Raw genomic sequence first — 22,219 nt, 5'->3', positions numbered from 1 at the left:
TTGGTAGCTACGAAATTTAAGCGTCGATGGCGTCGCGGTCGATCCGGTCCGAAGAGGCGACCAGCCAGTTCCGCCGGGGCTCGACCTTCTCGCCCATCAGCAGCTCCAGCGCCCCCTCGGCCGCTTCGGCGTCGTCCATGGTGATCCGGCGGACCGAGCGGGTGGCCGGGTTCATCGTGGTTTCCCACAGCTCGTCGGCGTCCATCTCGCCGAGGCCCTTGAACCGCGGCACCGGCGTGACGATGCTCTTGCCCGCCCGCTCCAGCTCGGCGTACTTGGTTTCCATCTCCTGCTGCGTGTACGTGAAGTGCGTCTCCGGGTTGCGGCCCTTCGTGACGAGCTTGTGCAACGGCGGCATCGCCGCGTACAGCCGGCCGTCTTCGATCACCGGGCGCATGTACTTCGCGAACAGCGTGATCAGCAGGGTCCGGATGTGCGAGCCGTCGACGTCCGCGTCCGCCATCAGGATGACGCGGCCGTAGCGCATCGTCGTGAGGTCGAACGTGCGGCCGGTGCCCGCGCCGAGGACCTGCACGATCGACGCGATCTCGGCGTTCTTCAGCGTGTCGCCCAAGGACGCCTTCTGCACGTTCAGGATCTTGCCCCGCAGCGGCAGCAGCGCCTGGTACTCCGACACGCGCGCCATCCGGGCCGACCCCAGCGCGCTGTCGCCCTCGACGAGGAACAGCTCGCTGCGGGAGACGCCGGTGGTGCGGCAGTCGACCAGCTTCGGCGGCATCGCCGCGCCTTCGAGCGCGGTCTTGCGCCGCGCCGCGTCCTTCTGCTGCTTCTGCGTGAGCCGGACGCGCGCGGCGTCGACCACCTTCTGCAGCACGACCTTGGCTTCGGACTTCGTCTTGCGGTCCTCGGTCCAGGCCTTGACGTGCTTGTCGACGATGCCCTGCAGCACCCGGGTGATACCGGCGGTGGACAGCTCGTCCTTCGTCTGCGACGTGAACTGCGGCTCCGGCAGCCGGACGTGCACGACGGCGGTCATGCCCTCGAGGACGTCCTCGATCGTCGGCATGTCCTCCTTGGGCTTGAGCAGCCCGCGGGTCTTGGAGATGGCCTCCTGCAACGCCTTCGTGACCGCGCGGTCGAAGCCGCGGCGGTGCGTGCCGCCGTGGACGTTGCGGATCGTGTTGGTGAAGCACTCGACCGTGCGCTCGTAACCGGTGCCCCAGCGCAGCGCCACCTCGACCTCGGCGTGGCGCTCCACATTGGACTGCATGACGCCGGCGGCGTCGGCCGCGTTCTCCTTGTACGTGCCCTCACCGGTGATCAGCAGCGTGCCGCAGACCGGCTTCTCGCCCGACGGCGTCAGGAAGTCGACCATGTCGACCAGGCCGTTCGGGAAGTGGAACGTCTCTTCGTTGATGGTGTCTTCGATCGCCGTGCGCAGCACGTACGTGACACCCGGGACGAGGAACGCGGTGTTGCGCAGCTTCGCCCGCACGCCCTCGACGTCCAGCGCCGCGCCGGACTCGAAGTAGCGCGCGTCGTACCAGTAGCGGATCGACGTGCCGCTGCGCTCGCCGCGCTTCATCTTGCCGACGAGGTTCAGCCCGGACCGGCGGGTGAACTTCGCCTTGGGGCCGGGCGCGTCGAAGGTGCCGGGGATGCCGTGCTTGAACGACATCTGGTGGACCTTGCCGTCCTGCTTCACCGTGACGTCGAAGCGGTGCGACAGCGCGTTGACCGCCGAAGCGCCGACGCCGTGCAGGCCACCGGAGGTCTTGTAGCCGGAGCCGCCGAACTTGCCGCCGGCGTGCAGCCGCGTCAGCACCAGTTCGACGCCGGACAAACCGGACTTGGCGTGGGTGCCGGTCGGGATGCCGCGGCCGTCGTCGTCCACCTGGACGCTGCCGTCGGCGTGCAGGGTCACGACGATCTTCGTCGCGTGGCCGGCGACACCCTCGTCCGTCGAGTTGTCCACCACCTCGGAGAAGAGGTGGTTGATGCCCCGGCTGTCGGTGGAACCGATGTACATCCCGGGGCGTTTGCGGACGGCTTCGAGACCCTCGAGATGCGTCAGGTCGTCGGCCCCGTACAAGGTCTCGGCAGTCACAGGGTCGTTCTCCCGGATCGTGGCTCGCGAAAGTGCTGGTGGCGGTGCGGACTGGCCTGCACCGTACTGCAGGATATCCGCCCGCCCCGACAGTTTCCGCGCCCTGTCGCCCCGGGAGTGGCGCGCGCCGCCCCCTAACGGGGGTCGTAGCCCAGGTCGGGCCACAGGCCCAGCAGGGCTTCGATCTTCCGCGGGACCTGGAAGCTGTTCCGGAAGTTCGGCTTTTCGCCGATCGCGGCGAGCGCCTTCCGGAGGTCGCCGAACGCCGGCCGCGCGGCCGGCTCCCGGGTCAGGATGTAGCAGTACGTGCGGCGCGGGTAGGCGAACTCGTCGGCGTAAGCCTGCAGCACGAGACCGGGGGCCTCGATCCGGGAGCCGACCAGGGCGCGGCCCTGTTTCTGGCTGTAGACGCGGATCACGTGCACGCCCGCGCGCAGCGTGCGCGGCGGGTCCTGGCCCTGGCCGTCGTCGGCCCAGAACATCTCGACGCGGAACGGCTGTTCGCCGTTTTCGCCGGGGTGGGTGTACTCGCGCTGCAGCTCTTCCAGGCGGTACTCGGCCTCGGCGGACGGCTCGCCGCCTTCGACGAGGCTGACGAGGTACAGCTCGGCCGGGCGCGGCCACGCGGGCCGGGGGACGTCGGCGGCCTCGGGCTCAGGGCTCTCGGACGCGGCGGTTTCGGACGCGGTGGCGTCGGGCGCGGTGGCTCGGGGCTCGGCGGCCGCAACCGGTTTCGCGGTCTCGGTGGCCGGCTCGGCGGGCCGCGGCTCGGCCTCGGGCTCCGCCTCGGCCGGTCGGACGGGGGATTCGGCGGGGGCCGGCCGGACCGGGGACGGCGGCGGGGTCGCGGCGGCGGGCCGGACCGGCGAGGGTGCCGGCGCCGGGGCCGCGGGGCGGACCGGCGCGGCCGGACGGCTCGTGACGACCGGCCGGGCTGGCGCGGCGGGGCGCGTGGGGGTGGCGGGGCGCGGCGCGGTGACCGGCTTGCCGGCGCCGTACTGCTCCAGGAGCGGCTCCAGGTCGGCCGCCGTCAGCGCTGGTCCGGCGAGGTCGCACCACTCGAGCCAGGCCTCCTGGGCCTCCTCGACGGTGTGCTTCTCGTGGGAGACCGTGACGGCCTCGAACAGCTGCCGCGGGCCGGCGGCGGTGACGTCGGCCGAGCCGACGACCACGAACGACGGGTCGTCCTCGGCGATCACCAGCTTCGCGTTCAGCCCCCGCAGCGAGTGCACGATCACGCCCGCCTTCACCCAGTGCAGCAGGGCGTGCGGGCTCGTCGCCCCGGACAGCACCATGTCCAGGCTGGCGTCCGTGATCACCGTGTCGCCGGGTTCCAGGGGCAGCAGCGCGGCCGCGCCGGGCCCGACGTGGCCGAAGGCCGCCACCAGGTTCCGGCGGGGCGCGAGCAGCGGGGTGATCGAACCCCAGATGTCGCGGCCCGTGAGTAGTCGTACCGAACGTTCTGCCAGACCCAGCCGACCGAGCTCCGCGTCCATGGTGCTGACCTTACTTGGTGCCCCCCGCGGCACTGACGGCCGGAATATCTCTTGCTTGGAAGTAGTTGAACGCGCATGTAAGATGGGGCTCGCGAAGGGAGTCAGGTCATGCAGTTCGGAATCTTCTCGGTGGGCGACGTCACGACCGATCCCACGAACGGCACCACGCCGACGGAGCACGAGCGGATCAAGGCGATGGTCCGCATCGCGCTGAAGGCGGAGGAGGTCGGCCTCGACGTCTTCGCGACGGGCGAGCACCACAACCCGCCGTTCGTCCCGTCGTCGCCGACGACGATGCTGGGCTACATCGCGGCCCGGACGTCCAAGATCATCTTGTCGACGTCGACGACGCTGATCACCACGAACGACCCGGTGAAGATCGCCGAGGACTTCGCGATGCTGCAGCACCTGGCCGACGGCCGCGTCGACCTCATGATGGGCCGCGGTAACACCGGACCGGTGTACCCGTGGTTCGGCGAGGACATCCGCCAGGGCATCCCCCTTGCCATCGAGAAGTACGCGTTGCTGCGCCGGCTGTGGCGCGAGGACGTCGTCGACTGGTCCGGCAAGTTCCGCACGCCCCTGCAGGGGTTCACGTCGACGCCCCGGCCGCTGGACGGAGTCCCGCCGTTCGTGTGGCACGGGTCGATCCGCAGCCCGGAGATCGCCGAGCAGGCGGCGTTCTACGGAGACGGGTTCTTCGCCAACCACATCTTCTGGCCGACCTCGCACTTCCAGCAGCTGATCGCGTTCTATCGCCAGCGCTTCGAGCACTACGGCCACGGAGCGGCGGACCAGGCGATCGTGGGGCTGGGCGGCCAGGCGTTCATCCGGCCGCGGTCCCAGGACGCGTGGAAGGAGTTCCGGCCGTACTTCGACAACGCCCCGGTGTACGGGCACGGGCCGACGCTGGAGGAGTTCACCGACCAGACGCCGCTTACCGTGGGGAGCCCGCAGGAGGTCATCGACAAGACGTTGACGTTCCGGGAGCACTTCGGGGACTACCAGCGTCAGTTGTTCCTGATGGACCACGCGGGGTTGCCGTTGAAGACGGTGCTGGAGCAGTTGGATCTGCTGGGGTCGGAGGTGGTGCCGGTGCTGCGGAAGGAGTTGGACTCCATGCGGCCGGCCCATGTGCCTGAGGCGCCTACGCACGCTTCGCTGGTTTCGTCGGAGGCGTCGGAATGAAGCTCGCGGTGGTGACGGCGGGGTTGTCGGTACCGTCGTCTTCCCGGTTGCTGGCGGATCGGCTGGCTGCTGCGACTGTTGCGGCTGCCGGGGGTGGCTCTGTCTCGGTTGTGGAGTTGCGGGATGTCGCTCTCGATGTGACGAAGAACCTGCTGACGGGGTTTCCCAGCCCGGCTTTGCAGTCGGCGATTTCCACCGTGGTCTCCGCTGATGGGCTGATCGTGGTGACGCCGGTGTTCACGGCTGGGTACAGCGGGTTGTTCAAGTCGTTCTTCGATGTGCTGGATGCGGATTCGCTGGTGGGGAAGCCGGTTCTGCTCGGGGCCACGGGTGGGACCGAGCGGCACTCGCTGGTGCTGGACTACCAGCTGCGGCCGTTGTTCGGGTACTTGAAGGCGGATCCGGTGGCTACGGGGGTTTATGCCGCTTCTTCGGACTGGGGGAGCGGAGAGGGCGCTTTGCAGCGGCGGATCGAGAAGGCCGGGGCGGAGTTGGCTGCGGCTGTCGAGGGTCGGGTTGCCGGTGGTGGGGGAACGGGGTTTGTTCCCTTTGAGCAGCTGTTGGCCGAGGTGGGGGAGTAGGGGGTTGGCCGGCCGGTCGCTTTGGCCGGCCGCCTGAGGTGGGTTCGGTCGGTCTCCTGCCGATCGCTGCCGGAGCAACTGGCTGGGTTTGGCGAGCCGGGGCCGGGTCGGATGGTGGCGCTGCGCTTGCCGAGGTGGGATTTGCTGCCAGCCGGTCGGTGCTCCGGGCTGGCGGTGGTGCGAGCTGTTGACGGCCTGCGTCGGGTTCGACGCGAGTGCGGGCGGATGGGGTTGCCTTGGCTAGGGGATGCCGGCGGCCGAGCGGCTGATGGTGGGTTTGGGTTGCTACGCGCTCGGGAGTGGGTGGCTCGGAGTTGCCTGCGGCCGGTCGGCTGGCGGAGTGGTGTCTGGCGTTGCTGCGCTACTGAAGCAGCTGCGGATCGGGCTCGAGTCGGTTCCTGGTTGGCTGCTTGCGGGTGGTGTGTGCAGTGCCCGGGGGCTGGTTTGCTTCAGACGGAGTAATGGCTGAAGTCGCTGTGGCCTGTGGAGCACGCGCGGGCGAGCTTCTGCGCGTGCTCGCCGGCGGTGCCGCCGGAAACGCCCAGCTCGCGCTCGAAGACCGTCTCCAGCTGGGCGTCGCTGTAGTCCGCGGTGCCCGCGCGTGCGGATCGGGGTTGTCTTGTTGCCTGGTGCGGCTGATGTGGGCCGGGGATTTGCGATCTGGGCGTGGGTGTAGGCCCGTAGCCGTCTGGCTGCGGGCCTTTCCCGTGTTCGGTTGTCACGCTGCGAAGGGCAGCGGGTCATGCAGGTTGTTGCGCCTGGGTTTTCGTTCCTTGTCCAGGAATGCTGGTGGGAGGAACTCGGGGAGGCCGTCGGCGGCGATGCGGACTTCCCAGCCTGAGCGGTGTAGTAGCCGGTGGTGGTGGGCGCACATCAACACCAGGTTGGTCAGGTCTGTCCGGCCGCCTTCGGACCAGTGGTGGATGTGGTGGCCCTGGCAATGCCTCGGCGGGCGGTGGCAGCCGGGGAATGCGCAGCCTCGATCTCGGAGGTAGAGCGCTCGGCGCAGGCCCGCGGAGATCAGGCGGCGGAGGCGGCCCAGGTTGAGGGGTTCGCTTTTCTCGCCGAGGACCGCGGGGATGATCATGGCGTCGCAGGCGTGGATCCGGGCCTCGGCCGCCGTCATCGTGCCGGTGTCGCCCAGGGTTGCCTCGCCGAGACCTGACTTCAAGTCCTTCAAGTGCACTGCGACCATCACGTGGGCTCGCTCGCCGGCCTGCATCGGCAGGGTTGGCGAGTTGAGGGCCAGGTCGACGGCGTCGGAGAAGGCGTCGCCGTAGCGTTCCTGCGGCGATCGCAGGTCGGCGCCCTCGCCAGTGGTGGTGCGGCGTTCGGCCAACGCGTCCAGCAGGGCGCTGGCTCGCGTGCCGGTCTCGTCGTCGAAGCGGCCGTGAAGTTCCCAGACTCCGGTTCTTTTGCGGCGGAGGGACAGTTCGCGGTCGGGGATCGCGGGTTCGGCGGTGTCGGGTTCGGGGCCGTCGGGGTCGAGGTGGGCGATGATGCAGGCACCCAGGGCGGCGACCTGCTTGTGGCCCGCGTCGGCGGCCAACCCCAGGAGGTGTTGTTCGGCGTCCTCGCGATGCTCGGGCGGGATCTGCGTCAACGCTCCGACGATGGGGTCGATCATCGGGTTGCTCAGCCGGCCCTCCGCGGCGGCAGCAGCGGTCGCGGGGGCGACCGTGGGGGCGCTGTCGAGGTGATGGCCGGGGTGGAGGGCGCGGGCGCGTTTGACCATCGTCTCCGCGGCGGACTTGGGGATGTCGGCCAGATGCTCAAGCAACCGCGCCACCGAGCGGTAGCCGAACAGCTCCATCACCCCGCGGGACTCGATTTCCACCAGCAACGCACCGATCGAAGCCTCGGCGGAACGCACCACGGTGAGCAGCGCGCAGATGCGATCGGCCAGCACCGTCGCATCCGTCTGCCACACCGCTTCCGTTGCCATACAACAAGGTTAGCCGAACCCGAACGCATGATCATCACACGATCAGGTGCCGAACAAAACTCCGGCAGGGGCACCACTGCGTGGGGAATCGGCGCTCTCGCACCCAGCGGCGAAAGACCATGAGAAGCGCCGATTTCCGACGCCCCGGCGAAGCCGTCATCTTCAAGAGTCCGGGTAGTGAACCCGATAAACCAAGTGTGTCACACCAGACCCAACCACAACCTCAACCTGCTCAAGCGAAGCACGAGAAGGCGAGAGACCAGAGAAGTACGAAACCCCGGAACCCAGAAACACCGGAACCAAATCGACCCGAACCTCAGTGAGAACCCCAAGCTCCAAGCACTGCCGAGCAATGGAGGGCCCGGAAACCCCAACGGTCCCATCCCCAGCGGCAGCAGCCAACTCGACGGCGTGAGCGACATCCGAGACGAAGGTGAAAGGCGCCAGAACCGAAGAAGACCAGGAAGGTGGCGGACGATGAGTGACGACGAAGGCGGAACCCCCACCAGGAGGTCGACCACCCCAACCCTGGGTGTAGTCGAAAACCCGCCGCCCGCAAACGAAAGCGCTACCGCGGACAGAGTCCATAAAGGACCGCAGATACGAAGCGCTCGACGGCGAAACCCGGAACGTCATCGGGTACCCCACCATCGGGATCTCGACGTCGCCGGCGGTGTACCAGTCGAACAGCGGCCCGACCGAATCGTCGGGCCGTGCGACGAACCCGTCCAGCGACATGCAGAAACTCGCGACGACGCGGGCCACCTCAGTCCGCCAGTACCTTGTCGAGCCGCTCGTACGACTCCGTGATCCCGCGGCTCATCCCGCTCTCCAGCGCCGCGTCGCGCGCCGCGACCGAGGGGTACACCGACTGCGTCACCATGCGCGTCCGGCCGCCCAGGTCCGTCAGCACCATCGAATCCAGGGTCACCTCGCCGGGCGCGCCCAGGTACTCGAACGTCTGGATGATCCGGTCGGCGCTCACCGTGTGGTACACGCCGCGGAAGCGGTGCTCCCCTTGCGAGTCGCGGTGGATGTAGTCGTAAGTGCCGCCTGACCGGGCGTCGAACTCGACTATCTCCATCTCCATCCGGTGCGGGCCCAGCCACTGCACGATCAGCTCGGGGTCCGTGTGGGCGCGCAGGACCGCCGACGGCGGGGCCGCGAACTCGCGCGTGATCTCGATGAACGGCGTTCCGGGCTGGGCGGTGATCGTCGTGCTCATTTCTTCTCCTCCAAGGATTCCAAGACGGCGTCGAGCCGCCGGTAGCTGCGTTCGGTGGCCAGCCGGTACGTGTCGATCCAGCCGGTCAGGGCTTCGAGGGCGGCCGGCACCAGGTGGCACGGCCGGCGCTGGCCGTCGCGGCTGCGCGTGATCAGGCCGGCCTGCTCCAGCACCTGGATGTGCCGGGACACCGCCTGCTTCGTGATCGCGAACGGCTCGGCCAGTTCGTTGACCGTCGCTTCGCCGCGCGACAGCCGGGCGATCAAGGCCCGGCGGACCGGGTCGCCGAGCGCGGTGAACGCCCGGTCCAGCGCCTCCTCGTCAACCGCCATCTTTATCAACCAATCTGTTTATCAACCGATGTGTTGAATATAGCCAGGCTGTCAAGACCTGCCGAAAGTCGGGGGTGGTCGACGTCGTCCGGCAGCGGCCGGCCGCCCGGCGGAAGACCTACGTTCACCGCCATGACCAGGCTTTTCCTCCTGCTCGCGACGCTCTTGCTCGCCACCGCGGCCCCGGCCGGCGCCGCGCAGAGGCTCGACATCGACGAGTACGTCCGCGCCTACCTCGACCACACCGGCCTGCCCGGCGCCGCGGTCGCCGTCACTCATGGGGGCGACGTCGTCCGCGTCGCCGGCTACGGCCACGACAACGCCGGCGCGCCGATCACCGCGTCGACGCCGCTGCCGATCGCGTCGCTGAGCAAGTCCATGACCGCCTTCGCCGTGCTCCAGCTCGTCGAAACCGAACACCTCGGGCTGGACGAACCCGTGACGCGCTACCTGCCGGACTTCCGGCTCGCCGACGGCCGCGGTGCGCGGATCACCGTCCGGATGCTGCTGGACCAGACGTCCGGGATGGCCGACTCCGCCTTCCCCGACCTGGCGCTGCCGCAGCCGCGCACGCTCGCCGAGGCCGTCTCGCGGTTGCAGGACGCGCAGCTGGCGAGCGAGCCCGGGACGCGGTTCCACTACCACAACCCGAACTACGAAGTGGCCGCCCGGATCGTCGAGGTCGTGGCCGGGCAGCCGTTCGCGGAGTACCTGAAGACCCGGCTGTTCGCGCCGCTCGGCATGACCGCCACCGCCACTGTGGACGCCCCACCCAAGAGGACCGCCGGGTACGTCCGGGCCTTCGGGTTCGAGGTCCCGGTGCCCGAACCGGACTGGTTCACCGGTGGCAGCCACGGCGTGCTGAGCACCGCCGAAGACCTGACGAAGTGGCTGCGAGCGCAGCGGGACGGCGGTGGTGTGGTCTCGCCGGCGTCGGCCGCGCTGGCGCACACGCCCGCACCAGGTCACGACTACGCGCTGGGCTGGAGCGTTCGCGACGGCCGGACGTCGCACACCGGCGACTGGTTCACCCACACCGCCGCGCAGGTGCTGCTGCCCGGTGGGTACGGCGTCGCCGTGGTGGCGAACACCGGGATGGCGCTGGACAACGAGGCCGAGCTGCTGGCCCAGGACCTCGCGAGCCTGCTGGAGGGCGGTGCGCCGGAGCCCGCGCTGCCCGCCGGGGTGGTCGCCGACCGGGTCCTGGCCGCGCTGGCGTTGATCGCGGTGGGCCTGGCGATCCTGGGTGTCCGACGAGCCCGGCGGAAGCCCCGCTGGTGGCGGATCGTGCCGCCGCTGCTGCCGCTCGTCCCACTGGCGTGCCTGCCGCAGCTGCTCGGGTGGGTATTCGCCGGCCGGCGGGGTACCTACGCCCAAGTGCTCCACGTCTGGCCCGGGCTCGTGGTCGCGCTCGGCGTGGTCGCGCTGGCGGGCCTGACCGTGGCCGCGGCCAGGGCACGGGCCCTCGTGAGTGGCACGCGAGGCCGCGACCAGGAAGAATCGGACGAAACGAGGGGAGACGCCCGGTGGGTCTCGGCAAACAGGCGAAGCGGATCCTGATCACGGTGGCCGGCGCCATCCTGCTGGTGGTCGGGGTGCTGCTGCTCGTCCTGCCCGGCCCCGGGCTGCTGCTCGTGCTCGCCGGGCTCCTGCTGCTGGCGTCGGAGTTCCCGGCGCTCGAGAAGTACGTCGACCCGGTGCGCGACCGCGCGATGAAGGCGGCCGAGGAGAGCGTGTCGTCGCCGCTGCGGATCGCCGGCTCGGTGCTGGCCGGGCTGGCGCTGCTGGCGGCGGGGATCGTCTGGGGCACGGTGAAGTCGCTGCCGTTCGCCGGCTGGAGCACCGGGTCGAGCCTGATCCTGTCGTCGGTGATCCTCTTCGCACTGCTGATCTGGAGCTACCGGCGGGTCAAGACCCGGCGCGAGGCCGCCAGCCGCAGCTGAGGGGGATACTGTCGGCGCCATGAGCGCCGGATTCCAGCGGGCCCGGAGGCCGGAGCAGGTCGAGGCGCGCCGCACCGCGATCCTCGCCGCCGCGCGGGAGCTGCTGGCCGAGCGCCTGGTCGCCGACATCAGCCTGCGGGAGCTGGCCTGCCGCGTCGGGCTCGCGAAGTCCAATGTGCTCCGCTACTTCGACAGCCGCGAGGCGGTCTTCCTCGAGGTCCTCGACACGGCGTGGACGGCGTGGCTCGACGAGCTGGCGTTCGGGGAGCTTCCCTCCGCGCGGGAGGAGCGGATCGCCGGGACGATCGCGGCGACGCTGGCCGAGCGGCGGCTGCTGTGCGAGCTGATCAGCGCGATGGCCCCGGTGCTGGAGCGCAACATCTCCGTGGAGTTCGCGCGCGGTTTCAAGCTCCGCGCGGCCGCGAACCTCGAACGGCTGGCGTCGCTGGTGCGCGCCGGCGTCCCGGAGCTGTCCGCGGAAGCGGCCCGGGTGTTCGCCCGGGCCGTCGTGGTCGTGGTGTCGGGGGCGTGGCCCTACGCGAACCCGACGGAAGCGGTGGCGCTGGCGACGGCCGAGGCCGGTGGTGCGCCGGGGTTCGAGGCCGTGGTGGCGGAGAACCTCACGAACCTGCTGGCCGGTCTCGTCGCGCGGCGGCGGTGACGATGTCGGTGTTCTCGAGGACGGCCTTCTCGTAACCGTTCTCGGCGACTTCCAGCATCGCCAGTCCGATTTCTTCGTTGGTCGTCACGAAGCGGGGGAACAGCCGCCGCAGCAGCGGGTACAGCGGCATCGCGACGCGGTAGAGCGTCCGGTACAACGTGGTCTTGGACGTGATCCCGTGCATCGGCTGGATGTAGCCCGGGCGGAAGGCGAACGTCCGCAGCGGTAGCTTCGCGAGCGCGTTCTCGGTGGCACCCTTGACCCGCGCCCAGCGCACCCGGCCGCGTTCGGTGCTGTCGGTGCCCTGGCCCGAGACGTACACGAACGTGGTGCCCTCGGGCAGCTTCCGCGCGACCGAAAGGGTCAGCTCGTAGGTGATCCGCTCGTACTCCGCCGGCGCCATGCCGACCGAAGACACGCCGAGGCAGAAGAGGCACACGTCGTAGCCGGTGATCGGCTCGAGGGCGAACAGATCCTCCTCGACGCGTTCGGTCAGCTTCGGGTGCGTCTCGCCGAGGGGGGACCGGCCGACCGCCAGTACCGCCTCGACGCGCTCGTCGAGCAGGCACTCCCGCAGCGCGCCCCGGCCGACCATGCCGGTCGCGCCGAAGAGGACGACCCTCACGCGTCCGCCACCGGCAGCAGTCCGCGCTCGGCGAAGACCTTCTTCGCGACGGCGGTCGCGTTGAGAGCGCGGGGAAAGCCGCAGTAGGCAGCCGACTGCAGCAGCGCTTCGACGATCTCCTCCGGCTTCAGCCCGACGTTGAGTGACGCGTTCACGTGCACCTCCAGCTGCGGCTCGCACCCGCCGAGCGCGGTGAGCATGCCGAGCGTGACGAGCTGCCGGTCCCGCGGCACGAGCTGCGGCCGCGTGTAGATCTCGCCGAAGCCCCACGACACGAGACTGTCGGAGAGCTTCGGCGAGATGTCTGCCAGGCTGTCCAGCACGCGCTGGGCGGTTTCTGCACCGTTGAGGTCGACCAGGGCCCGCTTGCCGCGTTCGAAACGATCTTCGCTCATGGAACCGACGTTAGCGGCTGGAGCGGGCTCCAGGTCAAACCGCGCGCGCGGACCCCGGCACGGTCCACACGTAGAACAGGGTGGTGGTCTCGTCCGACCGGACGCCCGCCGCGTTCACACTCCACGTCCGCAGCGTCAGGTACGCGGCGTTCGGCTGATCGGCCGGCACGTCGAAGCCGAACGACGCGGTGCCGTCCGCGGACGCGGGCACCACCGTCTCGGCGCCGGACCCGATCGCGTAGCCGTAGCTCGCCGGGTTCGCCTGCAGCGGTTGCACCGAGCACTGGACGTGCTGCTCGGGCCGGACCGAGTCGGCGCCGGTGTCGCAGGTCACGGTGGGCGCCGCGGACCTGGCGGTGAACGTGTACACGGTCGCCGCCGACACCACGCCGTCGGCGAACGTCGTGGTCACCCGGACCGAGTTCGGATACCGCCGGGTCGGGGTGAACACCACGGAAGCCGTGCCGGACGGGCCCGCCGCGACGGTGCCGGAGGGCCCGCCGTCGAACTCGTAGCCGTAGCTCACCGCGCCCGCCACGGGCGAGGAGAACACGAACGTCCCCGGGGTGCCCACCGCGCTGCCCACGTCGTTCGCGGGGTACTCGGCGCTCGTGACGGCGGGCTGGTTCGAGGCCACGTCGAGGTTCACCCAGCCGTCGCCGGAGCGGATCCCCGCCGCGGTGGTGTTGTGCGCGATGAACGTGCCCCAGGACGCGGTCGCCGGCGTGACGGTCACGGTCGCGTCGCCGTTCTCGTCGACCGGCGCGGTGGCCCACTCCTGGTCCTGCCAGCGGTAGGTCACCGATGCCGCCCCCGGCAGCGTGGCGTGCACCCGGAACTGCGCGGGCCGCCCCTGTACGGGGTTCGCGGTGAGCGGGGTGATTTCGGGTTCGCCGGCCTCGACCGAGAACGACGTGGTCGACGGGCCCGTCACGTAGCCGTTCGCCAGCTTCGCCCGCACCGTGAGCTCCGGGTACGGCTGCTCGTAATCGGTCGGCACGACGGTGACCGTCGCGGTGCCGTCCGGCCCGGCGGGCACGGTCCGGTCGTCGTCCTGGCCGAGGTGGTAGACGTACGCGGTCGCCGGGGACGGCCCGTTCGGGGTGAACGTGCACTGGCGTGCTTCGCCGACGTACGCGTCCCATGGTGTGCAGGCGACGCCGGGCTCGTTCGACGCCACCCAGAAGCGGTAGTCGGTGCGGTCGGAGCGAGCGCCCGCGGCGTCGACGCTCCACACCGACAGGTACTGCGGGCCGCTCTGCTGGGGCACCACGGTCACCGTGGCCGGGCCGCCCTTGCGCGTGGCCGGGACGTAGGAACCCGGGGTGTCGAAGAGGCCGTAGTAGTAGCCGACGACGTCCGCGACGCCGTTGGCGGTGAAGGTGAACGAGCCGGGGATGCCCGTCCCGCCCGTGCCGAGCCCGACTTCGTAGTAGTCCGCGGAGGTCACCACCGGCGCCTTGTCCGGCCGGACGAAGTCGGTGGTCAGCTTGCAGACGGCGCTCCACGGACCCGCGTCGGTGCGGTCGAGCACGCGGACCTGCCACGCGTACGTCGTGGCGTCGGCCAGGCGGCCCTGCACGTCGAGCGAGACGCCGTCCCCGGTGAAGGAGTTCTGGATCGTCACGCGCTGCTCGGGGTGGTCGACCGGCCACAGCGCCCACTCGGCCGTGCCGAAGTCGCCGTCGGGGTCGGTGACCGCGGCGCCGAGGTGGGTCGAACCGGCACCGGCGACGACCGGTTTCGCTGTGCACGCGGACGTGTTCACCGTGAGCTGCGCGGGCTTGAGCGGCGCCCGGTTGTAGGTGATGCTCAGCGTGGCGTGCGGGTTGTAGGCCCGGCCGAACTTCGGGTCGTTCTGCTGGTCGTCCGGCAGCCGGATGGCCAGGGTCGCGGTCTTCTGCCCGGCGTCGAGTGCGCTCTGCAGGGCCGCGGTGGCGTTCCAGAACACCCCGCGGGCCGGGCAGGACGTGTCGATGATCGGCCCGCCCGCCTGGACCAGCTCGGCCGGCTGGCTGTTCCACGTCGGCTTCTTCGCCGGCTCGGTCAGCCACAGCTGGGTCGCCCGAGGCGTCGAGCAGTCGGCGACGGCGGTCTCGTCGATGGACACCCCCGCCCGCTCGAGCCGGTTGCCGCGCAGGGCCGAGAGGTCGAACGTCACGTAGGCCTTCGAGACGTGGCTGACGCCGTTCGCGTAGGTGTGCGCGCCCACGGGGAGGTCGCCCGCGGGGTTCGTGAAGCTGGTGCGCGGCGCGGCCGAGTCGACGTACGCCCACGAGCCGGCGGTGCTTTCGGTGATCGTCGAAGCGGCGGCCGGCGCCGCGGTGAGCACGGTCGCGCCGGTGGCGACCAGTGCGGAGACGGCGGCGCACACGGCTGCCGCCCGGACCTTCGAGCCCATCGGGCCTCCCCCAAGAAGTTCGGTTCAGTCCCGTATCGACGCTCCTTTCGTTGTCGTTACGCCGTTTTCGGCGCAAGAACGCGGAATGGCCGCACCGGGGATCTCCCGATGCGGCCATTCCGGACAAACGATTACTTACCGCTGGCGTACAACGCGCTCACGTCCGCGTCGGACAGCGCCCGGTCGTAGACGTGGACCTGGTCGACCGCGCCGTTGAGGTAGTCGACCGGGCCGCCGCCGTACTTGCCGCGGCCGATCACCGTGTTGCCCGTCGACGCGTCGCCGAGGCAGACGCTCTTCGTGGCCGCCAGCTGACCGTCGACGTACAGCTTCAACGTGCCCGAAGCCGCGTCGCGGACGCCGACCACGTGGTACCAGCGGTTCGCCTCCGGGGCCGTGGGCGCCAGGGCCCGCGTGCCGACGAAGCTCATCGCGAGCCGGTGGTCCTGGCCGGAGTACTGCAGGAAGAACGCGCTGTTGCTCGGGCCGTCCTGGCTGACGATCGTCTGGAAGCCGTCACCCACGGCGTTGAACTTCACCCACGCCGCCGCGCTGTAGCTGCCTTCGGTGTTCACCAGCGCGGCACCCGTGTCGGCGTACTGGCCCGACCCGTTCACCGCCAGCGCCGAACCGCTCTTGCCCGCCGTCCAGGACGCGCCGCCGACGAGCGTGGCGTCGTGGCTGCCGACGACGTCCTCGGCCACCGTGCCCGCGTTCTCGTCGAACGGGTACGCCGCGATGCCGTCGATACCCGGCGTGCCCTGCGGAACCGAAGGCCCGGACACGGGAGCGCCGGTCGCGCCCTTGATCACCGCGAGGTTCGCCGCGCGGACCGCCGCGAAGTCCATCTTCTTCACCTGCCGGTCGTAGGTGAAGAAGCCGTTGACCTCCTTCTCGACGTCGGTGGTCTGCGTGTAGACGCCGGCCGAGACGCCGCACCGCTGGGCGACCAGCAGCAGGCGCTGCTGCAGCTCGCCGTAGCGCCGGGTCAGCGTCGCGCTGTCGGGCTCCATCTCGTAGGCGAAGCTGCCCGCGGCGTCGAACTCGTGCCCGGCGACCTTCAGGCCGAGCCCGCCGTACTCGCCGTCGACCGCCGCGCGCGTCCCGGTCTGCATCGGCGTGCCGGGACCGGTGTAGGTGTGGTCGTCGTAGATGTCACCCTTGCCGCTGTCCGGTTCGGACCGGCAGCAGTTGACGCCGGATTCGGCGTTCACCAGCCGCGAGGGGTCCCAGGACTTGACGAGATCGGCGATCCGGCCGACTTCGTAGTCGCCCCAGCCTTCGTTGAACGGCACCCAGGTGACGATCGACGGGAAGCTGCGGTGCTGGTCGATCATCCGCTTCATCTCGGACTCGTAGTTGACGCGCGAAGCGGCCGACGGCTCGACGTCGTCCTTCATCGCCGGCATGTCCTGCCAGACCATCAGCCCGAGCTTGTCGGCGTAGTAGTACCAGCGGTCCGGCTCGACCTTGATGTGCTTGCGCACCATGTTGAAGCCGAGCGCCTTCTCCTGCTCCAGGTCGAACTTCAGCGCCGCGTCGGTCGGCGCGGTGTAGATGCCGTCCGGCCAGAAGCCCTGGTCGAGCGGGCCGACCTGCATGACGAACTTGCCGTTGAGCAGCATCCGCTGCTTGCCGTCGGCGGTCTTGCCGACGCTGATCGACCGGATGCCGAAGTACGAACCGACTTCGTCGCCCGACGGGACGAGCCGCACGCGCAGGTCGTAGAGGAACGGGTCGTCCGGCGACCACAGGTGCGGCCGGTCCACCTTGAGCTTCAACGGCTTGTTCGCGTCGCCGGACACTCGGCCGACCGGGCGGCCGTGGTCGTAGGCGACGGCTTCGACGCGCTGGCGCACCGGGCCGCCGACCACGGCGTTCACCGTGACCGAGCCGGTCGCGACGTCCGGGGTGACGTCGAGCCGGTCGATGTGCGCGGCCGTCACCGGCTCCATCCACACGGTCTGCCAGATGCCGGAGGTCGGGGTGTAGAAGATGCCGTCGCCGGGCTGGCGCTGCTTGCCGATCGGCTGCCCGCCCTGGTCGTTCGGGTCGGCGACGCCGACGACGAGCTCCTGGGTCCTGGCCGTGGTCAGCGCGTCGGTGACGTCGACGGTGAACGCGTCGTAGCCGCCGGTGTGGCGGGCGACGGTCTTGCCGTTGACGATGATCGTCGCGTCGTAGTCGACGGCCTGGAAGTGCAGCTGCAGCCGCTGTCCCTTGCCGATCTGCCAGGTCTTCGGGACCTCGAACGTGCGCCGGTACCACATGTTCGTCTCGTGGCGCATGATCCCGGACAGCGCGGACTCGACCGGGTACGGCACGAGGATGCGCTCGCCGAGCGTCTTCCCGATCGGCGCGGCCTCACCCGGGGTCGCCTTGGCGAACTCCCAGACACCGTTGAGGTTCTGCCACTTGTCGCGGGTCAGCTGGGGGCGGGGGTAGTCGGGCAGGGCGTTGGTGGGCGAGACGTCCTTCGTCCACGGCGTGGACAGCGGTGGCGTCAGCCGTTGCCACTGGGGCGCGTCGGCGGCGCTCGCCGCCGGCACGGTGCCGAGGCCGGCCACCGCGACGGCGAACGCCGCGGCCGCGGTCAGCCATCTCCGGGTTTTTCGGGCAGGGTGGAACATCGTTGAGACCTCCTGTCGGGGGGAACGGGGCTCAGCGGGTCCGGGAGCGCGCGAGGGCGCGCTGGATCACCACGACGACGAGCAGGAAGGCCCCGCTCACCACCGTCTGGTAGTTGGAGTCGAGGGTGCCGATCTGGTTGATGACGTTCTGGATCAGCGTGCGCAGCAGCACGCCGACGAGCGTGCCGATGATGGTCCCGGCGCCGCCGGTGAGCAGCGTGCCGCCGATGACGACGACCGAGATCGCGTCGAGCTCGGTGCCGACGCCGATCACCGTGACGCCGGACTGCAGGTACGCGGCGGTGAGCACGCCGGCGAACCCGGCGAGCGCGCCGCTGAGCGTGTAGAGGCTGATCTTGGTGCGGGCCACCGGCAGGCCCATCAGCAGCGCGGACTGCTCGGCGCCGCCGATGGCGAACACCGACTGGCCGAACCGCGTGCGGCGCAACAGAAGCCCGCCGAGCGCGAACAGCACGAGCGTGATGTACACCGGGACGCCGATGCCGAAGATCGTGCCCTGGCCGAGCCAGAGGAACGCCGAGCCCGGGTCCACTTTGTACGTCGTCGCGCCTTCGGACGTCAGGGCCAGCAAAAGTCCTCGGGCGAACAGCAGCGACGCCAGCGTCACGATGAACGGCGCCATCCCGGTGCGCGCGATGAGCAAGCCGTTGATGAAGCCGATCAGCGAACACACGGCCAGCGGCAACAGGATCGCGACGACCAGGCCGTACTGCGCGCCGTACGCGGCGAGGACGCCGCCGAGCGCGTAGTTGGAGCCGACCGACAGGTCGATGCCGCCGGAGATGATCACGAACGTCATGCCCAGCGCGATCACCGCGAGGAACGAGCCCTGCAGCACGAGGCTGCGCAGGTTGTCCGCGGTGCCGAAGTGCGGGAACGCGAACCACGAAGCGAAGATGCCGAGCACGAGCACGACGGCCGCGCCTTGGCGCTGCAGCACGCCGGCGAACGCGGCGTTGCGCGCCGGAACCGGAGTGGCGGACTGTGCTGTCATCGGCTGCTCCGCTCGCGCGCGACGTAGACCGCGACGACGATGATGGCCGCCTGGACCATCTGCGCGGTCGAGTCCGGCAGGTTGTGCTTGATCAGGGTGGCCTGGACGAGCTGCATGAGCAGCGCGCCGAACACGGTGCCGAGCACGCGGACCCGGCCGCCGGTCAGCGGCGTGCCGCCGACGACGACCGCGGTGATCGCGGACAGCTCCATGAGCAGGCCGACGTCGCTCGGATCGCTGGCCGCCAGCCGCGAAGTCGCCAGCACACCGGCTATCGCGGCCAGGGCCCCGGAGATGACGTAGACGCTGATGAGCACACGCTTCACCGGCAGGCCGGCCAAGGTGCTCGCGGCACGGTTGCCGCCGACCGCGACCAGGTGCCGCCCGAACGTCGTGCGCTGCACGACCAAGCCGGCCAGCACCGCGAGCACGCCCGCGACGATCACCATGATCGGCACGCCGAGGAAGTCGCCGGTGCCCAGCTCCAGGAAGTCCTGGTTGTGCAGCTGGACGAGCTGGCCGTGCGCGATGACCAGCGCGAGCCCGCGACCGCCGACGAGCAGCGCGAGTGTCGCGATGATGGGCTGGATGCCCAGGTAAGCCACCAGATAGCCGCTGAACAGGCCGGACACGACCCCGGCGATGACGGCGACGACGATCGCCATCATCGGCCCCGCACCCAGGTAGAGCGGGATGAGCGCGGCGGCGATCGACATCACCGAGCCGACCGACAGGTCGATGCCCTCGGTGCCGATCACCAGCGCCATGCCGAGCGCGACGATGCAGACCGGCGCCGCCTGCACCAGCTGGGTGCGGAAGTTGGCCGCGGACAGGAAGTTCTCGGTGAACACGACGTTGAACAGCAGCAGCACCACGACGGCCAGGTAGACGCCGTAGTTCTGCAGCCACGCGGTGACTTTCGCGCGGTCGGGGCTTCTCGTCAGGGTGGCGCTAGACATCGTTGTCACCCTCGGCTGCGATGGCGGTCAGGACGTTCTCCTCGGTGATCCGGTCGCCGGTCAGCTCGCCGACGACCGAGCCGTCGCGCAGCACGACCACGCGGTCGGAACCGTCGATCAGCTCTTCGAGTTCGGACGAGATGAGCAGCACGCCGAGCCCTTCCTGCGCGAGTTCGTCGATCAGCGCCTGTACCTCGGCCTTCGCGCCGACGTCGATGCCGCGCGTCGGCTCGTCGAGGAGCAGGATCTTCGGGCCGGTGGCGAGCCAGCGGGCGAGCAGCACCTTCTGCTGGTTGCCGCCGGACAGCTCCGACACCTTCTGCTCGGGACTGGCGGCCTTGATCCGCAGGCGCTCCATGAAGATCTTGACGATCTTGTCCTGTTTGGTCTTGCTGACCAGGCCGAACGGCGAGAGCGTCGGCAAGGCCGCGAGCACGATGTTCTCGCGGACCGACAGGTTGGGGATGATCCCGTCGGTCTTGCGGTCCTCGGCCAGCAGCGCGATCCCGGCCCGCATGGCGGCCTTGATCTTGCCCTTCTTGAGCGGTTTCCCGGCCAGCAGCACGGATCCGCCGTCGAGCGGGAACGCGCCGACGATGGCCCGGGCGGTCTCGCTGCGGCCGGAGCCGAGCAGGCCGGCGAGGCCGACGACCTCGCCGGGCCGGATGCTCACCGAGACGTCGTGCAGCCTCCGCATGCCGGACAGGCCTTCGGCCTTGAGCAGCGGCTCGCGCTCGACGTCGTGTTCCTCGCCGAACGCCGTGACGCCCTCTTCGCGGATCTGCTTGATCTCCCGGCCGAGCATCTTGGACACGAGCTCGATGCGTGGCAGGTCCTTCAACGGTCCACTGTGGACGACCCGGCCGTCCCGCAGCACGGTGACGCTCTCGCAGACCCGGTACAGCTCGTCCATCCGGTGGCTCACGTAGACGATCGCGATGCCTTCGGCGTGCAGCCGGTTCAGCACCTCGAAGAGCGTTTCGACCTCGCGCGGCTCGAGCGACGACGTCGGTTCGTCCATGATGACGACCTTCGCGTCGGTCGAGACCGCGCGGGCGAGCGCGACCATCTGCTGCGCGCCGACACCGAGGGTGTGCAGCGGGCGCTTGACGTCGTCGTCGATGCCGTAGCCCTTGAGCAGCTCGCGGGCGTCGGCGTACATCTTCGACCAGTCGACGAGACCGGCCTTCGTGCGCGGCTCGCGGCCGAGGAAGACGTTGCCGGCGATGCTCATCAGCGGGACGAGGTTGACCTCCTGGTAGATCGTGGAGATCCCGGCCCGCTGCGCGTCGATCGGCCGCTTGAACACCACCGGCTCGCCGAGGTGGCGCACTTCGCCCTCGTCGGGCTGGTAGACGCCGGTGAGCACCTTGATCAACGTGGACTTGCCCGCGCCGTTTTCGCCGACCAGCGCGTGCACCTCGCCCGGTCGCAGCGCGAAGCTGACGTCGTCGAGCGCGAGGGTGCCGGGGAACCGCTTGGTCACCCCGGCCACCTCGAGCACCGGTGTGGTCGTCATGGCGACGTCCTCTTCGGTGGCTGCCGTCATCAGTACGCGTTCCCGACCTTCTGGGCCGCGTTGGTCTCGTCGTACTGGTCGTCGGTGATCACGATGCTGGCCGGGATGGCCTCGCCGCCCTCGAACTTCTGCAGCGTCTGGAAGGCCAGCGGGCCGAAGCGCGGGTTGGACTCGATCACGGCGTTGTAGCTGCCGTCGGCGATCAGCTGCACGGCGTTGCGGGTGCCGTCGATCGAGATGACCTTGACGTCCTTGCCCGGCGTCTTGCCGGCGGTCTTGAGCGCGTTGACCGCGCCGACGCCCATTTCGTCGTTTTCGGCGTAGACGGCGGTGATGTCCGGGTGGCTCTGGATGAGCTGCTCCATCACGGCCTGCCCCTTGGACCGGTCGAATTCACCCGTCTGCTCGGCGACCACGCTCAGGCCGGCCGTCTTCGCGAGCTCGTCCTTGAAGCCCTTGGTGCGGTCGGTCGTCACGTTGTTGCCGGACGAGCCGAGCAGGATCGCGACCTTGCCGGTGCCGCCGGTGACCCGGGCGGTCTCCTGCGCGGCGCGCTTGCCCTGCTCGACGAAGTTCGAGCCGATGAAGGTCAGGTAGTCGGTGCACGGCTGCGACGTCACCTTGCGGTCGATCGTGACGACCGGGACCTTCTTGGCCTTCGCCGCGTCGAGGGCGGGCTGGAGGCCGTCGGAGTTCAGCGGCGCGACGATGAGCAGCTGCGCACCCCGGTCGAGCAGCGACTTGATGTCGCTGATCTGCCGGTTGAGGTCGCTCTGGGCGTTGGTGACGAGCAGCTTGTCGTTCGCGATGCCGAGCTTCGCGGCTTCGTCCCTGATGGACTGCGTCTCGGCGATCCGGAAGGGGTTGGCTTCCTTTTCGGACTGTGAGAAACCGACCACCGCGGTCTTGAGATCGACCTTGGGGTAACCGGTTTTGTCGATGGTGCAGCCGTCGGCGCTCGGGGCGACCGACTGGGCGCTGGCGGCGGGTCCGCCACCGCTCGACGGGGCCGCGGGGGTTTCTTCCCGGCTGGTGCAGGAGGTCATGGTGAGCGCGGCGGCGGCCGCGGTGGCCAGGACCAGAAGGGGACGGGTGGGCAGAGGCACGGTGACTCCTCGGGCAGCGACGGTGGTGGCCCGCTCACCGGGGTGATCCACTTCACCGCGGGAGCCTTGAGGTACTTTTTACATCGTTGGAACAACGTTGTAAACCGGCAAATCCTCGCTACACTTCGTG

18 protein-coding genes are annotated in these 22,219 nt (G+C 69.8%); 5 read left to right on the top strand and 13 right to left on the bottom strand.

Features of this window, described 5'->3' with window-relative positions; all coding sequences use genetic code 11:
- Window positions 1-16: 16 nt before the first annotated feature.
- Entirely contained in the window at window positions 17-2,068 is a 2,052-nt protein-coding gene (locus tag ABFJ78_RS32755; protein ID WP_372669582.1) for a DNA gyrase/topoisomerase IV subunit B, read from the bottom strand.
- A gap of 134 nt (window positions 2,069-2,202) precedes the next feature.
- The gene (locus ABFJ78_RS32750) at window positions 2,203-3,564 is read right to left on the bottom strand and encodes a hypothetical protein (protein WP_436390590.1); all 1,362 of its coding nucleotides are present in this window, start codon (window positions 3,562-3,564) and stop codon (window positions 2,203-2,205) included.
- A 108-nt stretch (window positions 3,565-3,672) separates the two neighbouring features.
- On the opposite strand from ABFJ78_RS32750, the gene ABFJ78_RS32745 reads away from it, so the two are divergent.
- Window positions 3,673-4,752 carry an LLM class flavin-dependent oxidoreductase gene (locus ABFJ78_RS32745; protein WP_436390589.1) on the top strand — a complete coding sequence of 360 codons (1,080 nt, stop codon included), beginning with the start codon at window positions 3,673-3,675 and terminating at the stop codon, window positions 4,750-4,752.
- Window positions 4,749-5,333 (top strand): CE1759 family FMN reductase, encoded by a 585-nt coding sequence (locus ABFJ78_RS32740; protein WP_436390587.1) that lies wholly within the window; start codon window positions 4,749-4,751, stop codon window positions 5,331-5,333. The genes ABFJ78_RS32745 and ABFJ78_RS32740 overlap by 4 nt, the downstream gene beginning before the upstream one ends.
- A gap of 718 nt (window positions 5,334-6,051) precedes the next feature.
- Here ABFJ78_RS32740 and ABFJ78_RS32735 read toward each other — a convergent pair.
- The 3 genes from ABFJ78_RS32735 to ABFJ78_RS32725 all read right to left on the bottom strand — a co-directional run bounded on the left by ABFJ78_RS32735 (window position 6,052) and on the right by ABFJ78_RS32725 (window position 8,835).
- Complete coding sequence (locus tag ABFJ78_RS32735; protein ID WP_436390585.1) at window positions 6,052-7,278, bottom strand: DUF222 domain-containing protein; 1,227 nt, start codon at window positions 7,276-7,278, stop codon at window positions 6,052-6,054.
- A gap of 766 nt (window positions 7,279-8,044) precedes the next feature.
- The gene (locus ABFJ78_RS32730) at window positions 8,045-8,503 is read right to left on the bottom strand and encodes an SRPBCC family protein (protein WP_436390583.1); all 459 of its coding nucleotides are present in this window, start codon (window positions 8,501-8,503) and stop codon (window positions 8,045-8,047) included.
- Entirely contained in the window at window positions 8,500-8,835 is a 336-nt protein-coding gene (locus tag ABFJ78_RS32725) for an ArsR/SmtB family transcription factor (RefSeq protein ID WP_436390581.1), read from the bottom strand. The genes ABFJ78_RS32730 and ABFJ78_RS32725 overlap by 4 nt, the downstream gene beginning before the upstream one ends.
- Window positions 8,836-8,967: 132 nt before the next feature.
- On the opposite strand from ABFJ78_RS32725, the gene ABFJ78_RS32720 reads away from it, so the two are divergent.
- Genes ABFJ78_RS32720 through ABFJ78_RS32710 form a run of 3 tightly spaced genes read left to right on the top strand, consistent with a single transcriptional unit; the run spans window position 8,968 to window position 11,439 of the window.
- Window positions 8,968-10,395 carry a serine hydrolase domain-containing protein gene (locus ABFJ78_RS32720; RefSeq protein ID WP_436390579.1) on the top strand — a complete coding sequence of 476 codons (1,428 nt, stop codon included), beginning with the start codon at window positions 8,968-8,970 and terminating at the stop codon, window positions 10,393-10,395.
- The gene (locus ABFJ78_RS32715; protein ID WP_436390577.1) at window positions 10,362-10,778 is read left to right on the top strand and encodes a PGPGW domain-containing protein; all 417 of its coding nucleotides are present in this window, start codon (window positions 10,362-10,364) and stop codon (window positions 10,776-10,778) included. Before ABFJ78_RS32720 ends, ABFJ78_RS32715 begins: the two co-directional genes overlap by 34 nt.
- 19 nt (window positions 10,779-10,797) lie before the next feature.
- A complete protein-coding gene (locus tag ABFJ78_RS32710; RefSeq protein ID WP_436390575.1) occupies window positions 10,798-11,439 on the top strand; it encodes a TetR/AcrR family transcriptional regulator in 642 nt (213 codons plus the stop codon).
- On the opposite strand, the gene ABFJ78_RS32705 is transcribed toward ABFJ78_RS32710, so the two are convergent.
- From ABFJ78_RS32705 to ABFJ78_RS32670, 8 genes are all read right to left on the bottom strand, one after another.
- Window positions 11,399-12,064, bottom strand: coding sequence for an epimerase (locus ABFJ78_RS32705; protein ID WP_436390573.1), 666 nt, complete (start codon window positions 12,062-12,064; stop codon window positions 11,399-11,401). The genes ABFJ78_RS32710 and ABFJ78_RS32705 overlap by 41 nt on opposite strands.
- Window positions 12,061-12,459, bottom strand: coding sequence for a carboxymuconolactone decarboxylase family protein (locus ABFJ78_RS32700; RefSeq protein WP_436390571.1), 399 nt, complete (start codon window positions 12,457-12,459; stop codon window positions 12,061-12,063). Before ABFJ78_RS32700 ends, ABFJ78_RS32705 begins: the two co-directional genes overlap by 4 nt.
- Window positions 12,460-12,493: 34 nt before the next feature.
- Window positions 12,494-14,860 (bottom strand): DNRLRE domain-containing protein, encoded by a 2,367-nt coding sequence (locus ABFJ78_RS32695; RefSeq protein ID WP_436390570.1) that lies wholly within the window; start codon window positions 14,858-14,860, stop codon window positions 12,494-12,496.
- A gap of 131 nt (window positions 14,861-14,991) precedes the next feature.
- Window positions 14,992-17,490 (bottom strand): LamG-like jellyroll fold domain-containing protein, encoded by a 2,499-nt coding sequence (locus tag ABFJ78_RS32690; RefSeq protein ID WP_436390568.1) that lies wholly within the window; start codon window positions 17,488-17,490, stop codon window positions 14,992-14,994.
- A gap of 31 nt (window positions 17,491-17,521) precedes the next feature.
- Window positions 17,522-18,505, bottom strand: a complete 984-nt coding sequence (locus tag ABFJ78_RS32685) for an ABC transporter permease (protein ID WP_436390567.1) — start codon at window positions 18,503-18,505, stop codon at window positions 17,522-17,524.
- Window positions 18,502-19,464, bottom strand: coding sequence for an ABC transporter permease (locus ABFJ78_RS32680; RefSeq protein WP_436390565.1), 963 nt, complete (start codon window positions 19,462-19,464; stop codon window positions 18,502-18,504). Before ABFJ78_RS32680 ends, ABFJ78_RS32685 begins: the two co-directional genes overlap by 4 nt.
- On the bottom strand, window positions 19,457-21,013 hold the full coding sequence (locus ABFJ78_RS32675; protein WP_436390563.1) for a sugar ABC transporter ATP-binding protein: 1,557 nt from the start codon (window positions 21,011-21,013) through the stop codon (window positions 19,457-19,459). Before ABFJ78_RS32675 ends, ABFJ78_RS32680 begins: the two co-directional genes overlap by 8 nt.
- Complete coding sequence (locus ABFJ78_RS32670; protein WP_436390561.1) at window positions 21,013-22,089, bottom strand: ABC transporter substrate-binding protein; 1,077 nt, start codon at window positions 22,087-22,089, stop codon at window positions 21,013-21,015. Before ABFJ78_RS32670 ends, ABFJ78_RS32675 begins: the two co-directional genes overlap by 1 nt.
- Window positions 22,090-22,219 lie beyond the last annotated feature (130 nt).

The sequence above is a fragment of the Amycolatopsis sp. MEPSY49 genome (assembly GCF_051337345.1).
GTDB lineage: Bacteria > Actinomycetota > Actinomycetes > Mycobacteriales > Pseudonocardiaceae > Amycolatopsis.
The sequence above is the reverse complement of the archived record's forward strand: the minus strand, read 5'-3'. Positions and strand labels throughout refer to the sequence as shown.

Coding starts and splice junctions, on each gene's coding strand:
- ABFJ78_RS32750 (WP_436390590.1), bottom strand. CDS start 3,564: ATGGACGCGGAGCTCGGTCGGCTGGGTCTGGCAGAACGTTCGGTACGA.
- ABFJ78_RS32745 (WP_436390589.1), top strand. CDS start 3,673: ATGCAGTTCGGAATCTTCTCGGTGGGCGACGTCACGACCGATCCCACG.
- ABFJ78_RS32740 (WP_436390587.1), top strand. CDS start 4,749: ATGAAGCTCGCGGTGGTGACGGCGGGGTTGTCGGTACCGTCGTCTTCC.
- ABFJ78_RS32735 (WP_436390585.1), bottom strand. CDS start 7,278: ATGGCAACGGAAGCGGTGTGGCAGACGGATGCGACGGTGCTGGCCGAT.
- ABFJ78_RS32730 (WP_436390583.1), bottom strand. CDS start 8,503: ATGAGCACGACGATCACCGCCCAGCCCGGAACGCCGTTCATCGAGATC.
- ABFJ78_RS32725 (WP_436390581.1), bottom strand. CDS start 8,835: ATGGCGGTTGACGAGGAGGCGCTGGACCGGGCGTTCACCGCGCTCGGC.
- ABFJ78_RS32720 (WP_436390579.1), top strand. CDS start 8,968: ATGACCAGGCTTTTCCTCCTGCTCGCGACGCTCTTGCTCGCCACCGCG.
- ABFJ78_RS32710 (WP_436390575.1), top strand. CDS start 10,798: ATGAGCGCCGGATTCCAGCGGGCCCGGAGGCCGGAGCAGGTCGAGGCG.
- ABFJ78_RS32700 (WP_436390571.1), bottom strand. CDS start 12,459: ATGAGCGAAGATCGTTTCGAACGCGGCAAGCGGGCCCTGGTCGACCTC.
- ABFJ78_RS32695 (WP_436390570.1), bottom strand. CDS start 14,860: ATGGGCTCGAAGGTCCGGGCGGCAGCCGTGTGCGCCGCCGTCTCCGCA.
- ABFJ78_RS32690 (WP_436390568.1), bottom strand. CDS start 17,490: ATGTTCCACCCTGCCCGAAAAACCCGGAGATGGCTGACCGCGGCCGCG.
- ABFJ78_RS32685 (WP_436390567.1), bottom strand. CDS start 18,505: ATGACAGCACAGTCCGCCACTCCGGTTCCGGCGCGCAACGCCGCGTTC.
- ABFJ78_RS32680 (WP_436390565.1), bottom strand. CDS start 19,464: ATGTCTAGCGCCACCCTGACGAGAAGCCCCGACCGCGCGAAAGTCACC.
- ABFJ78_RS32675 (WP_436390563.1), bottom strand. CDS start 21,013: ATGACGGCAGCCACCGAAGAGGACGTCGCCATGACGACCACACCGGTG.